At 68.1% G+C, this 13,492-nt stretch carries 14 protein-coding genes and 1 tRNA gene; 9 read left to right on the top strand and 6 right to left on the bottom strand.

All coding sequences use genetic code 11. From position 1 onward, the window contains the following. Window positions 1–117: 117 nt before the first annotated feature. Window positions 118–191: transfer RNA gene (locus OK17_RS15615), tRNA-Pro, on the top strand. Between the two features lie 104 nt (window positions 192–295). Here the strand turns inward: OK17_RS15615 and OK17_RS15610 are convergent. From OK17_RS15610 to OK17_RS15595, 4 genes are all read right to left on the bottom strand, one after another. Then, on the bottom strand, window positions 296–487 hold the full coding sequence (locus tag OK17_RS15610; protein WP_232715658.1) for a hypothetical protein: 192 nt from the start codon (window positions 485–487) through the stop codon (window positions 296–298). After that, entirely contained in the window at window positions 484–1,194 is a 711-nt protein-coding gene (locus OK17_RS15605; protein ID WP_232715657.1) for a haloacid dehalogenase type II, read from the bottom strand. Before OK17_RS15605 ends, OK17_RS15610 begins: the two co-directional genes overlap by 4 nt. Before the next feature lie 34 nt (window positions 1,195–1,228). Next, window positions 1,229–2,224 (bottom strand): metallophosphoesterase, encoded by a 996-nt coding sequence (locus tag OK17_RS15600; protein WP_232715656.1) that lies wholly within the window; start codon window positions 2,222–2,224, stop codon window positions 1,229–1,231. A 96-nt stretch (window positions 2,225–2,320) separates the two neighbouring features. Next, window positions 2,321–4,771: a penicillin-binding protein gene (locus OK17_RS15595; protein ID WP_461418009.1), complete on the bottom strand. Its 2,451-nt coding sequence runs from the start codon at window positions 4,769–4,771 to the stop codon at window positions 2,321–2,323. Between the two features lie 283 nt (window positions 4,772–5,054). On the opposite strand from OK17_RS15595, the gene OK17_RS15590 reads away from it, so the two are divergent. Then, window positions 5,055–5,366: a WhiB family transcriptional regulator gene (locus OK17_RS15590; RefSeq protein ID WP_024499565.1), complete on the top strand. Its 312-nt coding sequence runs from the start codon at window positions 5,055–5,057 to the stop codon at window positions 5,364–5,366. 87 nt (window positions 5,367–5,453) lie between these two features. Here the strand turns inward: OK17_RS15590 and OK17_RS15585 are convergent, their stop codons facing one another. After that, window positions 5,454–6,548, bottom strand: a complete 1,095-nt coding sequence (locus OK17_RS15585; protein ID WP_232715654.1) for an ArsA family ATPase — start codon at window positions 6,546–6,548, stop codon at window positions 5,454–5,456. After that, window positions 6,548–7,618 (bottom strand): ArsA family ATPase, encoded by a 1,071-nt coding sequence (locus OK17_RS15580; protein ID WP_232715653.1) that lies wholly within the window; start codon window positions 7,616–7,618, stop codon window positions 6,548–6,550. The genes OK17_RS15585 and OK17_RS15580 overlap by 1 nt, the downstream gene beginning before the upstream one ends. 43 nt (window positions 7,619–7,661) lie before the next feature. Between OK17_RS15580 and OK17_RS15575 the strand changes: the two genes are divergently transcribed. The 7 genes from OK17_RS15575 (at window position 7,662) to OK17_RS15545 (ending at window position 13,462) form a co-directional block, all read left to right on the top strand. Continuing rightward, window positions 7,662–7,826 (top strand): DUF4177 domain-containing protein, encoded by a 165-nt coding sequence (locus OK17_RS15575; protein ID WP_004022081.1) that lies wholly within the window; start codon window positions 7,662–7,664, stop codon window positions 7,824–7,826. 2 nt (window positions 7,827–7,828) lie between these two features. Next, window positions 7,829–8,302, top strand: coding sequence for a RidA family protein (locus OK17_RS15570; protein ID WP_232715652.1), 474 nt, complete (start codon window positions 7,829–7,831; stop codon window positions 8,300–8,302). A 7-nt stretch (window positions 8,303–8,309) separates the two neighbouring features. After that, window positions 8,310–9,071: a TSUP family transporter gene (locus OK17_RS15565; protein WP_232715651.1), complete on the top strand. Its 762-nt coding sequence runs from the start codon at window positions 8,310–8,312 to the stop codon at window positions 9,069–9,071. A 118-nt stretch (window positions 9,072–9,189) separates the two neighbouring features. Further along, entirely contained in the window at window positions 9,190–10,749 is a 1,560-nt protein-coding gene (locus OK17_RS15560) for an MFS transporter (protein WP_461417986.1), read from the top strand. Between the two features lie 75 nt (window positions 10,750–10,824). Beyond that, complete coding sequence (locus OK17_RS15555) at window positions 10,825–12,054, top strand: MFS transporter (RefSeq protein ID WP_232715695.1); 1,230 nt, start codon at window positions 10,825–10,827, stop codon at window positions 12,052–12,054. 93 nt (window positions 12,055–12,147) lie between these two features. Beyond that, the gene (locus tag OK17_RS15550; RefSeq protein WP_232715649.1) at window positions 12,148–12,564 is read left to right on the top strand and encodes a DUF2628 domain-containing protein; all 417 of its coding nucleotides are present in this window, start codon (window positions 12,148–12,150) and stop codon (window positions 12,562–12,564) included. Between the two features lie 76 nt (window positions 12,565–12,640). Further along, window positions 12,641–13,462, top strand: coding sequence for an MBL fold metallo-hydrolase (locus tag OK17_RS15545; protein ID WP_461417984.1), 822 nt, complete (start codon window positions 12,641–12,643; stop codon window positions 13,460–13,462). Window positions 13,463–13,492 lie beyond the last annotated feature (30 nt).

Raw genomic sequence — 13,492 nt, 5'->3', positions numbered from 1 at the left:
ACCAAGAATGGGACGTCCGACCCGCATCCCACAGCGTTTCGCTCACTTCGGGCACATCTTTGACCAGGCGATTTAGTACTCGGCGGGGGTCCGGTATAAGCTATCGCAGGCTACACACGGGGTGTGGCGCAGCTTGGTAGCGCGCTTCGTTCGGGACGAAGAGGTCGTGGGTTCGAATCCCGCCACCCCGACAGAAGGCCGGGTTCGACCGGTCAACAAGATGTGTTGGTTGAGACACAGCAGTGAGACCCCGGTCCGCAGAGATGCGGCCGGGGTTTCCTCGTTTCCGGGTCTTTCAGGCGTCCTGCTCGGAGGACGTGCGCCCCGCGATATGGGCGAGGATCGCCGGGTCGGCGGTGACGAATCGGTCGACCTCTTCACCGCCGTCGCAGCGCAACAGGCTCACCGTCACGCTCTCCGCGCCGCGGTGGACGACCCGCCATCCGGCCCCGGAGTCCTCCCAGCGCCGCAGGTCGTCGAGGGTCATTCGGTGGCCGACCGGCAACCCAGCTGCCGGGCGAGGTCCAGCAGATCCGTCGCGTGGAAGTCGTTGTCGGGTGACCCGGAATCGTCCTTGGGTTCGCCACCCCACTCGTCCGGGCGCTCGACGAACGCGGTGCGCAGGCCGAAGGAGCGTGCGGCGTCGAGGTCGGCCTGGTGCGTCGCGACCATCATCACCTCGTTCGGCTCGACCTCGAGGAGTTCGGCCAGGCCGCAGTAGGTCTCACGTGCGGGCTTGTAGTGCCGCCACAGGTCGGAGCCGCCGATGACATCCCACGCGAAGTCGTTGTGCCGGGCCATGTCGGTCAGCAGCGCCACGGTGCCGTTGCTGAGCGCGCACACGATGAAGTCCCGCTTGAGTCGTCGAATCCCGTCCGCGGCGTCGGGCCAACCGGGGATGGCACGCCACGCACGTACGAGCGCACGGCTCTGATCGGCGTCCAGAGCCACGTCGAAGACCGCCGCGATCTCGTGGAGGGTCTCGGTCTGCAGATCGTCCAGACGGCGCCAGGGGAGCTCTCCGGTCTCGACGCGCGCGAGGATCGGTGAGTAGCGACTGCGCCACTCGCGGGCGAAGGCGGCGGCGTCGACATCGGGCACGGTGCGTGCGACGGCACCGGAGATGCCGGTGAACCAGTCGGTGACCGTCCCGAAGGTGTCGAACGCCAGGACCTTCACCCCGAGGGAGTTCACGAGCCGGTGTGCTCCCGACGTGTTCGGTTGCCCGTCACAGGGTCTCGCGGGCCAGCTGCGGCAGCGACTGGTCGGCGTCGTAGTCGGCGTCGCCGTGTGAGACCGGGGTGAGGGTCAGCAGGCTGGCCTCCGGACGGCAGCAGAAGCGTGCGGGTGCGTACGGGGAGGTGCCCAGTCCGGCACTGACGTGCAGCTTCATCGACGAGCCCCAGTTCGACGGCCCCTTCACCCGGGAGCGGTCGATGTGGCAGTTGGTGACGAGCGCGCCGAAGAACGGCAGGCACAGCTGCCCGCCGTGGGTGTGGCCGGCCATCACGAGGTCGTAGCCGTCGGCGGCGAAGCGATCGAGGACCCGCGGCTCGGGCGAATGGGTGAGGCCCAGGCGCAGATGCGCGAGCGGGTTGGGGCGCCCGGCGATGGTCTCGTAGCGATCCCGCTCGATGTGCGGATCGTCGACGCCGGATGCGACCACGCGGACGCCGCTGACCTCGAGCTCCCGCACGGTGTGCGTGGCGTCCAGCCAGCCGCGTTCGGTGAACGCCGCCCGGAGGTCCTGCCAGGGGAGCGGTTCACCGTGCGTTCGCTGATGGTCCTTCTTGAAGTACTTCAACGGGTTCTTCGGCTTGGGGCCGAAGTAGTCGTTGGACCCGAAGACGAACAGGCCCGGCCGCGACAGGAGGCCACCGAGGGACTGGATCACCGCGGGCACTGCCTGCGGGTGCGCGAGGTTGTCGCCGGTGTTCACCACGAGGTCGGGTTCGAGGGCCTCGAGCTCGGAGATCCACGCCTGCTTGAGCCGCTGGTTGGGCATCATGTGCAGGTCGCTGATGTGCAGGACCCGCAGGGGAGAGGCGCCGGGTTCGAGGACCGACAGCGTCGTGTGGCGCAGGGCGAAGGCGTTGCGCTCGATGACGGTCGAGTAGACGAGGCCGGCGGCGGCCAGCCCCGCGGCACCGATGAGTGCGCGCGAACCGACCCCGGAACCGGACGAACCGAGGCGTGAGCGGAAGTCGAGTTCGGAGTGCTGCATCTGTTCAGAATACGCACCTCCGAGCCCATGCCCACCCCCTTCGGTGGGCCGCACGGGCGACCCACCGTCGAGAGCAGAGGTGCTCTGGCCGGTGACTCAGCCGGGCAGCTGGATGACGACGGGTCCGACGCCCGGAACCACGACGGTGGTCTCGGTGGGACCGTTGCCGCTGTCCCCGCCGGCGCGGCGACCGTTGCTCACGTAGATCGTCACCGTACTGCCGGGCATCGCCGAGTCCGACGGCGCGGTGAAGACGACGGTGCCCTTCGGGCGGCCGCTGTCGACCTCGAGCTCGTTGACCTTGAAACCGTCCCGCTGGAGCCGCGACGTGGCCTCACTGGCGGTCAGGCCGCTGACCTGCGGAATCCGACCGCGATCGCTGCCGCGCCAGTATTCGCGGTCCACCGGGGGCAGTCGAACCGGACCGAACTTCGTGGCCACCGGTTTCATCGCCTGGAACCAGGTGCGCGCGGGTTCCATACCGCCGTACAGGTCGCCGTCGTAGCAGGACCGGAGCGGGCTGCTGCAGACGCCCTGCGGGTTCGGGCCGTCGCTGTAGACGTAGGCGGCGCCGGCGATCTGGTTGGTGAAACCGATGAACGCGGAGCTGCGGTGAGCCTCGGTGGTACCGGTCTTGCCCGACATCGGGAGTGTCCACCCGGCGGAACCTGCCGCGCCGGCCGCGGTGCCGCCGCCCTTGTCGTCCTTGCTCAGTGCGTTGGCAAGCGTGTCGGCAAGACCCTTGTCGACGACCTGTTCGCAGCCCGGCGCGTTGAACGGGACCGAGGTGAGGGCGCGTTGCCCGTCGGGGCCGATCACCGGGTTGCCGTACTGGTCGCGCTTGACGCGGCTGATCGCCTTGATCGGGTTGGGCGGGCACCAGACCCCGCCGGAAGCGAGGGTCGCGGCGACGTTCGCGAGTTCGAGTCCGTTGAGCGGGAGCGGTCCGAGCGTGAACGAGCCGAAGTTCCCGTCCTTGACGTACTGAGCCATGCTCTTCTCGCCGTAACCCGACGAGCCGGGCACCGTGTACGAACGGAGTCCGAGGCGGACGGCCATGTCGACCGCCGGCTTCACGCCGACCTGCTGCAGCAGTTTGACGAAGGCGGTGTTCGGCGACTGGGCGAGCGCATCGGACACCGACAGCGACGCCGGGTAGCGGCCGTCGTTCTTGACGCAGTAGGAGTTCGCCGGACACCCGTTGGCTCCGGCGCTGTTACCCATGCCCTCCACGGCGACGAAGCCGGGGACCGGGATGCTCGAGCCCGCACCGAGTCCCTTCTCCATGGCCGCGGCGACGGTGAAGATCTTGAACACCGAGCCCGCGCCGTCACCGACGGTGGAGAACGGCTGCGGTTGCATCGTCTCGCCGGCGGCGAGGTTCAGACCGTAGCGGCGGCTCGATGCCATCGACAGCACGTCGTGGGACTTGGCGCCGGGACGGATGGTGCTCATGACGTCGGCGACGCCGTCGGCGGTGGGGGAGGCCTGGGCCTTCACCGCTCGATCCGTCGCGCGCTGGACGTCGGGGTCGAGGGTGGTCTGGATGATGTAGCCGCCGCGCAACACGGAATTGCGCGACATGCCGTTCTCGGCGAGGAACTGCAGCGCGTAGTCGCAGAAGAAGCCCTCGCTGTCGGCGGCGATGCAGCCCTGGGTCGGCGTCCGCGGACGCGGCAACACGCCGAGCGGCTTCTCCTTGGCCGCCACCAGCTCGGCGCGTCGCTCGGGGAAGTTGTCGATCATCGTGTCCAGCACGAGGTTCCGCCGGGTCAGGGTGCCCTCGGCGTTGCTGTAGGGGTTCAGCGCCGAACTGGACTGGACCATGCCGGCGAGCATCGCGGCCTGCTCGACCTGGAGATCCTTGGCCGGGATGCCGAAGTACGTCTGCGCGGCCGCCTCGATGCCGTAGGCGTTGTTGCCGAAGGGGACGACGTTCAGATAGCGGGTGACGATCTGTTTCTTCGCCTCCTGCTTGGCGGCGGCGTCGTCGAGGCCCTTGTCGCGCTTGGCCTGGTCGATGAGGGTCTGTTCGAGCGTGAGCGCCATGCGCACCTCGCGCAGCTTGCGCGCGGGGGTCGTCTCGACCGCGGCCTGGCGATCGGCGTCGGTGCGGGCCAGGACGAGCAGTTGATAGTTCTTGATGTACTGCTGGTCGAGCGTCGACGCACCCTGCTGGACCTCGCCCGACGACGAGTTCTTCAGCGCGGCGCGGATGGTGCCCTTCCAGTCGACGCCGTCGTGCTCCAGGAAGCGTCGGTCCTCGACGGAGATGATCGCGCGGATCATGTCGGGCGAGATGTCGTTGTATCCGACCTGGTAGCGGTACTGGTCGAACAGCACCGCGATCGGCTTCCCGTTGACGTCGGTCATGGTGGTGACCTCCGGCAACGTGCCGTTCAGTAGTTCGGAGGAGACGTTCTCGACTGCCGCTGCCGCCCGGTTGGAGACGACGCCGACCCCACTGGCCACCGGATAGAGAAGGCCCGCGACGAGAATGCCGGCCAGCAGGCTCGCCCAGGCCAGTGACCACAGCTTCTTCGACATCACCCCGACAGGATACGTGCGATCGGCCGGAACATCGCCCAGCCTCGCCCCCGGGGATCCGCGGGGGCCGCTGCGCCCGGACCACGATCTCGCAACCCTCCGATCGGATGAGTTTGCACGGTGGTCCCACTTTGTTGCGCCCCAGGGGTTGCGCACCCATGCACAGATCCCTAGATTGAGTGCAGAATGTGACTCACTTAACAGTGAGTTGTAAATGTGGTCTGAGCAGCGAGTTGAGTCCCGAGCTCGGGGCTATGCGGAACACGACAAGTAGGGGTGGCGGATGGCGACAGCGGCAGTTTCTACCGGAGAAGATCGCTTGGCCTGGGTGGCCAGGGCACGATGCCGTGGCGGAGACCCGGACGATCTGTTCGTGAGAGGAGCAGCTCAGCGCAAGGCCGCGACCATTTGTCGGCACTGCCCGGTACAGCTCGAATGCGGTGCGGACGCGCTCGACAACCGCGTCGAATTCGGTGTGTGGGGTGGCCTGACCGAACGTCAGCGTCGCGCTCTCCTGCGCCAGCACCCCGAGGTCACCTCGTGGTCGGCGTTCTTCGAAGCGCAGCGTCGTCGCCAGCGCGCCGACGCGGTCTGATCACCGCAGACCCTTCAGTCAGAGCAATTCGGCTCGACCGGCAGATGCCGGCCGAGCCGAATTGTCATCGTGGGTGGTGAGAAGAACTCAGCCGCGTCCGGTGATCTGCTCCGCCACGGCGCGGAGGGCGGTCACGTCCGCGACCTCGAACGGCAGCGCCGGGACCCCGACGATCGGGACCCGCGGATGGGCGGCCGTGAACCGTTGCAGCAGATGGAGTTCGCGCTTTCCGGTGGCGGCGCGATCGGCGTGGATCTGCAGCACCCCGCGAGTCAGGTCGTCGGTGACCGACTCCAGCGCCACCAGCGCGGCCTCCTCGTGGATCGAGGTGAGGTTCGGGTGGGTCCGGTTGAGGATCAGACCCGCGAGCGGCATCGTCTCCTCCGACAGTCGGTCGACGAAGAACGCGGCCTCACGCAGGGCGTCGGCCTCGGCCGCCGCGACCACCGCGAACTGCGTTCCTGGCTGCTTCAGCAGTTCGTAGGTCTTCAGCGCCCGATCCTGGAAACCGCCGAACATCGAGTCGAGCGATTGCACGAACATCGCGACGTCGCGCAGCATGTCGCCGCCGATGATGGTGGAGACGCCGCGCATCGCCAGGCTCATCGCGCCGGTGACCATGCGGCCCACGCCGCGTCCGCCGCCGACCAGCACCTTCATCAGCCGACCCGACAGGAACGAGCCGAGGCGCTGCGGGGCGTCGAGGAAGTCGAGTGCATTCCGCGACGGCGGGGTGTCGACGACGATGAGATCCCAGTGGTTCTGCTCGAGCAACTTGCCGAGCTTCTCCATCGCCATGTACTCCTGCGTGCCGGAGAACGAGGATGCGACGGTCTGATAGAAGGCGTTCTGCATGATCGCCTCGGCGCGTTCCGGAGTGGAGTACTCGAGCACCATCTCGTCGAAGGTGCGGCGCATGTCCAGCATCATCGCGTCGAGCGTGCCCTTGCCCTCGATCGGCACGGGCTGCGGCTCGTTGGTGAGCTCGGACATGCCGAGTGACTGGGCGAGCCGTTTGGCCGGGTCGATGGTGAGGACTGCGACCGTGCGCCCCTGCTCGGCCGCGTACATCGCCATGGCGGCCGCGGTGGTGGTCTTGCCGACGCCGCCTGCGCCACAACAGATGACGACACGTGTCCCGGGGTCGGTGAGCACCGCTCCCATCTTGAGGTCGAGTGGCATCACGCACCCGCTTTCTGGAGGAGGTTGGCCAGCTCGTAGATGGAACCGAGGTCGATGCCGTCGCCGAGGGACGGCAGTTCGAGTGTCGGCAGCTCCACCTCGTCGAGTTGGGCCTTCGCGATCTGCTGCGCCTGCAGGCGGGTCGCGTGTTCGATCGTCTCGGTGAGCAGGCCGGACAGGTCGCCGTCGGCGAGCTTCATCCCGGCGGCTGTCAGGTTCTCCTCGATGCGCGCGGCATCGATCTGGCCCTCGGCGATCTCGTCGATCGCGTCGGCGGGCAGGTGCGGGGCGCTGACCCGGTTGATGATGAGGCTGCCGAGGTTGAGGTTCTTGCCGCGCAGCTCGTCGATCGCCTCGATGGTCTCCTGGATCGGCATCGCCTCGAGCAACGTCACCAGGTGGACGACGGTCTCCTCCGAATGGAGCAGGCGGACGACGCCCTCGCTCTGATTGCGGATCGGGCCGGTCTTGGCGAGGTCGGCCATCGCCTGGGTGACGTCGAGGAAGTTGCCGATCCGGCCGGTCGGCGGCGCGTCGACGACGACCGCATTGTACACGCGGTCGCCCTTTTTGTCGGTGTGGATGATGCGCTCTTTGATCTTGCCGGTGAGCAGCACGTCGCGCAGACCCGGCGCGACGGTCGTCACGAAGTCGATGGCGCCGATGCGCTTCATCGCCCGACCCGCGAAGCCGAGGTTGTAGAACATGTCGAGGTATTCGAGCAGTGCGTGCTCGATGTCGATGGCGAGCGCCGACACCTCGCCGCCGCCCTCGGCGGTCGCGATCCTGGTGTCGGTCGGCGGCAGCGGCGGGATGTCGAAGAGCTGCGCGATGCCCTGCCGACCCTCGGTCTCGACGAGGAGGACCTTCTTGCCGTCGGCGGCCAGCGCGAGTGCCAGCGCCGCCGCGATCGTCGTCTTACCTGTTCCGCCCTTGCCCGATACGAAGTGCAACCGGGCGCGCGATGCCGCGTCCGGCCACTCGTTGTCGACAGTGACTGAAGACTTGTCTGTCACGCCGGAATCGAGACCTTCCCCCGCCCCGGAACGTGAGCCCTGTTCATTGGCCACCGCAACACCTTATCCATTCATCGTCGGCAGTTAGGGTGAGTCCATGAGTGAAGTGACCGCGTGGGAATACGTGACGGTGCCGCTGCTGACGCACGCAACCAAACAGATCCTCGACCAGTGGGGTGCCGACGGCTGGGAACTGGTGTCGGTGCTGCCCGGCCCGACCGGTGAGCAGCACGTCGCCTACCTGAAGCGACCGAAGGGCTGAACATGGCTGCGACCTGGACAGATCGACTCGCCGAGCTCGGTATCGCGCTGCCCGACGTGGTGCCGCCGGTGGCCAGCTACACGCCGGCCGTGCGGACGGGCAACCTCGTCTACACCTCGGGGCAGCTCCCGATCGTCGACGGCGAACTCACTGTCAACGGCAAGGTGCACGACGGTGCCGAGGGCGTCGTGCGTCCGGACGAAGCCACCGCCGCGGCACGGATCTGCGCGCTGAACGCGCTCGCCGCGGTGCACGCGCTGGTCGGCATCGACTCGGTGGTGCGCGTGGTCAAGGTGGTCGGCTTCGTGGCGTCCGCCCCGGGCTTCACCGGGCAGCCGAAGGTCATCAACGGCGCATCGGACGTGCTCGGTGAGATCTTCGGGGATGCGGGTGTCCACGCCCGGTCGGCCGTCGGTGTCGCAGAGTTGCCGCTCGGTGCACCCGTCGAGGTGGAACTGATCGTCGAAGTGGCCTGACGTCTCCTTGGACGTCGCGCTACTGATCGTCGCGGCCGCCGCTGCCGGCTGGGTCGATGCCGTGGTCGGCGGCGGGGGACTGGTGTTGATCCCCGCGATGCTGATCGCGCAGCCCGGCCTGCCGACGGCGACGGCTCTCGGCACCAACAAACTCGCCGCCGTCTTCGGCACCGCGTCGGCCGCCTGGCGCTATGTGCGGCACGTGCGCATCGACCTGCGCCGGCTCGTCCCGGTGTTCGCCGCCGCCCTCGTGTTCTCGGCTCTCGGTGCGCTGGTGGCCATCTCGCTGCCGACCGAGATCTTCACCCCTATCGTGCTGGTGATGCTCGTCGGCGTCGGCCTGTTCGTCGCGCTGAACCCCGGGTTCGGCGGTGACGCCTCAACGGGCCCGCGGTCGCGGCTGTCCACGATCGCCGGACTGGTGATCGCCGGTGTCGTGATCGCTTTCTACGACGGGGTGATGGGGCCGGGTACCGGCACCTTCCTCATCATCAGCCTCACCGCGCTCGTCGGGACGTCGTTCCTGGAGAGTTCGGCGATGGCCAAGGTCATCAACACCGGCACCAACCTCGGGGCGCTGACGGTCTTCGGGCTCCAGGGAAATGTGCTGTGGCTCTTGGGCCTCGGGCTGGCGGCGGCCAACATCGTCGGCGCCCAGATCGGCTCGCACATGGCCATCGGGCGCGGAAGCTCCTTCGTCCGGTGGGTCCTGCTCGCCGTCGTCGTGGTGATGGTCGGGAAGCTTGGGTACGACCTGATCACGGACTGATCCGGGACCGGGAGGACCGAACCACGAACCGGGAGCGACCCGCGGACTTATCCTCGTCATCAGGTCGGTCGCATGCGTCACCCGATGCTTCGACGGCCGCCCGGCGAGGCGGTGCGGAATGACCGATGCCACGACTCCCGGAACGGCCGCGCCACTGTCGGGAAAGCAACGGGTCCTCGCCCTCTTGCTTGCGATGGCCATGTTCGTGCTCGTCGTCGACACGTCGGTCATGAACGTATCGATCTCGGCCGTCGTCCGCGACCTGGAGACGACCGTCAGCGGCGTGCAGTCCGCGATCGCGCTCGAGGCCCTGGTGTCGGCGGCGTTCATCCTGATCGGCGGCAAGGTGGGGGATCTCATCGGACGACGCCGTGCCTACGTCCTCGGCCTGCTCGGCTACGCCGTCGGAGCGATGGCGATGGTGTTCGCGCAAGGACTCATGGCCGTCATCGTCTTCTGGGCGATCATCGGCGGCATCGGGGCGTCCCTGCTGTTGCCGGCGATGCAGTCACTCGTCCACGGGAACTTCACCGGCGACGACCAGAAGCGGGTCTACGCCCTCGTCGGTGCGGCCGCAGCGATCGCGGCGGCGGTCGGCCCGCTGCTCGGCGGATTCATCACGACGTACCTCTCCTGGCGGCTCGCGTTTCTCGGGGAGGTCGTCATCATCGCGATCGTGTTGTGCGGCATCGGGCTCGTGCGTGATGTCGAGTTCACGGGGTCGCGCGGCGTCGACCTCGTCGGTGCCCTGCTCTCGGTGATCGGCATGGGTGGCATCGTCCTCGGAATCCTGGTGTGGCAGGAGGGTGGTGAAGCCGTTGGAGCACTGCTGGTGGTCGGGGCCGCCGCACTCGCGGGGTTGACCTGGTGGCTGATCCGCAGGCAACGAGCCGGCCGGTCCACTCTGCTCGACCCGGACCTGTTCCGGCCCAAGCCGTTCCGGCTCGGCGTGAGTCAGCAACTGCTCCAACAGATCGCGCTCGGCGGCATCATGATCGCGTTGCCGATCTACCTGCAGATGGTGCTCGAGTACGACGCGATGCAGGCCGGGCTGTCGTTGGCGCCCTTGTCGCTCAGCATGTTCGCGGTGGCACTGCTCGCGGGTAGGAAGGCGGGCGAGCGACCCGCATCGGCCATCGTCCTCGTCGGCTTCGCGCTCCTCACCGCGGGCATCGCGGTGCTGATCCCGATCGTGCCGCGCGCCGAATTCGGCTGGGGACTGATCGTCCCGCTCCTCGTGGTCGGTTCGGGACTCGGACTGCTCGTCTCCCAACTCAACGACTACACGCTGGGACCGATGAGCGAGGAACGGGTGAGCGAGGCCGCCGGGACGAACTCCGCCGCCGGGTCGTTCGGACTCTCCTTCGGCCTGGCCTGCGCCGGCGCGGTCCTGCTGGCGTCGCTGGCGTTCGGGTTCACCCGCGAGTCGGAGTCGAGCGCGGTGCTGGAACCTGCCGAGCAGCAACGTGTCGCACAGGTGCTCGACGACGACGCGCAGGTCATGAGCAACTCCCACCTGTCCGAACTGCTTGCCGGACAACCCGAGGATGTCCGTGCCGAGATCCTCCGGATCAACACCGACGTCCGGCCCTTGGCGTTGCAGGTTGCCCTGGGGATCCCGCTGGTCGCGGGTGCGCTCGGCACCCTGAACGCGTTGCGCATGCGCCGTGCGGTTTGAAATGGCTTGGTGGTCTCGCGCCGGAACGTCGATGCTGTGGGGGTGAACGCCCCGAGTGAACCCGTCTTCGATCCGATGCGTGCCATGATCCAGTGCCGCACCGTCGTCCTGTTGTGCCTGGTCCAGGTCCTGGGTGGCGTGTCCATGGGCGGCGCGCTGGCCCTCGGCGCGATCCTCGGCGAGGAACTGTCCGGGACGGAGTCGCTGGCCGGGCTGCCGACGACGGTGCTCACCCTCGGTGCGGCCGCGGCCGGCCTGCCGCTGGCCGCCCTGGCGTCAGCGCGGGGTCGACGGCCCGCACTCGCCACCGGTCTGCTCATCGCCGCCACGGGCGCGCTCATCGTGGCCCTCGGCGTGGATCGGGGTTGGTTCCCGGTGATGCTCGCCGGGATGATGGCCCTCGGGTCCGGCACCGCGGTGAGCCTCCAGGCGCGTTTCGCGGCAACGGATCTGGCGGCGCCGGAGACACGGGGACGTGACCTGTCGCTGGTGGTGTGGATGACGATGGTCGGCGCTGTCGTCGGTCCCGCGCTGGTACCGCTGGGTGCGACGGTCGCGGGATGGGTCGGAATGGCCGACCTGGCCGGGCCGTTCCTGCTGGGCGCTGTCGGATGCCTTTGTGCCGCAGCCGTACTCGTCATCGCTCTGCGGCCCGACCCGCTGATCGAAGCCAGGCGCGGGGCCCCGGAGTCGATTTCGAAGCCGTCACTGGCAGAGGGGTTTTCGGCGATCGTGGGGTCTCCGTCGGCCCGGGCGGCGTTGGCCGCGGTGGTTTCCGCGCACGCGGTGATGGTCGGGGTGATGGCTCTGACTCCCGTCCACATGCATCACGGCGGTGCGTCGGTGACGCTCGTCGGACTGTCGATCAGCGCCCACCTCGCCGGGATGTACGCGCTCTCGCCGGTCATGGGTGTTCTCGCCGACCGGGTGGGCCGGGTGCCGGTCATCCTCGGCGGACAGGCGGTGCTGGTGGCCAGTTGCGTCGCTGGGTTCGTCTTCGTCGACTCGCAGGCCGGTCTGGTCGTCGCGTTGGTGTTGCTCGGCATCGGGTGGTCGGCGTCCACGGTCGCGGCGTCGACCCTGCTGACCGACGCTGTCGACACGACGAGACGAGCTGCTGCGCAGGGTGTCTCGGACACGTCGATGAGTCTCGCGGGTGCCGGGGCGGGTGCGCTCGCCGGAGTCGTGGTGGGGGCGTTCGGTTACGCCGCCCTCGTCCTGGGCGCCGGGACGATCGCCGTCGTCACCGCGGTGTACGTCGTCGTCGACGGTGCACGCGGGCGACGGCCGGCGGCGATGGCCTAGAGTTCGACCGCAGGCAGTGCCGCGGCGTGAACGAGGCGGCCGACGAGCAACACGTGACAGGAACCCCGGTCGGGGGCCGAGGAACAGGAACAGATGACCTTCTCCGAACAACCCATCCGTGATCAGGCCGTACCGCCGAGTTGGCACAGCCGGTTCGCCTTCTTCGACGCCTACGGGCCGCCGGCCGACCCGCCCGCCCGGGAGGCGATGAGGCAGTTGTCCTTCGGACAGCGCGCGCGGCTCACGTTCAATCCTCTCGCGTTCTTCTTCGGACCGATCTACTTCGCCGTGAAGGGTATGTGGCGCAAGGGTCTGACGCTGTTCGCGCTGACGCTGGTGCTCAACCTCGTGCTCATGACCTTGAACGTCCCGAGCAGCTTCGACCTGGCCATCGCGTGTGGTGTCGGTGCGCTGTACGCGACGACCGCGAACTACGCGTGGTACCTGCACGTCCGGAACGACAACCGGTCGTGGAACCCCTTCGAGGGTATGGGCCGCAGCAAGAGCTGACCGCGGATCGACTCAGCGTGGTCGGATGCGCGGAGCAGTGTGACCCGGGTCGCCGTCAATGGATAGGCTCGGAGTCATGAGTGCCTCCGACGATGCTGTTCCCGCACATCCCGCCTACGGGGTGCTGCGGGAGGTCACGCCCTTCGCCTCGGTCCTGTTGTGCGACAACTCCGGGATGATGGAGCTCGACGGCACCAACACCTATGTGTTGCGGGCACCGGGCAGTGACGAGTGTGTGGTCGTCGACCCCGGCCCGCCGAAGTACAAGCACCACGCACGACGCCTCGCCGAACTGCCCGGGGTCGCACTGACCCTCATCACCCACCGTCATTTCGACCACACCGGTGGGGTCAAGCGCCTCCACAAGCGCACCGGCGCACCCGTGCGCGCACGTCTCGACAAGTTCTGCCGCAATGCGGAACCGCTGCGCGACCGCGAGGTCATCGAGATCGCCGGTCTGCGGATCACCGTGCTGCACACGCCCGGACACACGGGGGACTCGGTGAGCTTCCTCGTCGAGCACGAGGACCAGCGCGCGGTCCTGACCGGTGACACCATCCTGGGCAGTGGCACGACCGTACTGGACCCCAGCGACGGCGGGCTGCGCGACTACCTGAACTCCCTCAACCGGCTGATCGTCGAGGGTGACGGTGCCGCACTGCTTCCCGCGCACGGCCCCGACCATCCCGATCTCGTCCCGGTCGCCCGGTTCTACAAGGCCCACCGCGAGGAGCGGATCGACCAGATCGTGGCCGCCCTCGACGACATGGGCGTGTCTCCGCACGAGGCGAAGCCGATGAAGGTCGTGCGCCGGGTCTACTCCGACGTCGACAAGAAGTTGTGGCCGGCCGCGCGGATGTCGGTGAAGGCGCAGCTGGAGTATCTGCGCGAGGTCTGACCCTTCGAGGCTCGCTTCGCTCGCACCTCA

This window comes from Gordonia sp. GN26 (assembly GCF_054823965.1).
The sequence above is the reverse complement of the archived record's forward strand: the minus strand, read 5'-3'. Positions and strand labels throughout refer to the sequence as shown.

Bases quoted from the DNA above. Each gene is read 5' to 3' on its own strand.
- OK17_RS15590 (WP_024499565.1), top strand. From the start codon at position 5,055: ATGGCGACAGCGGCAGTTTCTACCGGAGAAGATCGCTTGGCCTGGGTG.
- OK17_RS15610 (WP_232715658.1), bottom strand. From the start codon at position 487: ATGACCCTCGACGACCTGCGGCGCTGGGAGGACTCCGGGGCCGGATGG.
- OK17_RS15570 (WP_232715652.1), top strand. From the start codon at position 7,829: ATGGCTGCGACCTGGACAGATCGACTCGCCGAGCTCGGTATCGCGCTG.
- OK17_RS15595 (WP_461418009.1), bottom strand. From the start codon at position 4,771: ATGTCGAAGAAGCTGTGGTCACTGGCCTGGGCGAGCCTGCTGGCCGGC.
- OK17_RS15560 (WP_461417986.1), top strand. From the start codon at position 9,190: ATGACCGATGCCACGACTCCCGGAACGGCCGCGCCACTGTCGGGAAAG.
- OK17_RS15555 (WP_232715695.1), top strand. From the start codon at position 10,825: ATGCGTGCCATGATCCAGTGCCGCACCGTCGTCCTGTTGTGCCTGGTC.
- OK17_RS15600 (WP_232715656.1), bottom strand. From the start codon at position 2,224: ATGCAGCACTCCGAACTCGACTTCCGCTCACGCCTCGGTTCGTCCGGT.
- OK17_RS15585 (WP_232715654.1), bottom strand. From the start codon at position 6,548: ATGCCACTCGACCTCAAGATGGGAGCGGTGCTCACCGACCCCGGGACA.
- OK17_RS15575 (WP_004022081.1), top strand. From the start codon at position 7,662: ATGAGTGAAGTGACCGCGTGGGAATACGTGACGGTGCCGCTGCTGACG.
- OK17_RS15550 (WP_232715649.1), top strand. From the start codon at position 12,148: ATGACCTTCTCCGAACAACCCATCCGTGATCAGGCCGTACCGCCGAGT.
- OK17_RS15545 (WP_461417984.1), top strand. From the start codon at position 12,641: ATGAGTGCCTCCGACGATGCTGTTCCCGCACATCCCGCCTACGGGGTG.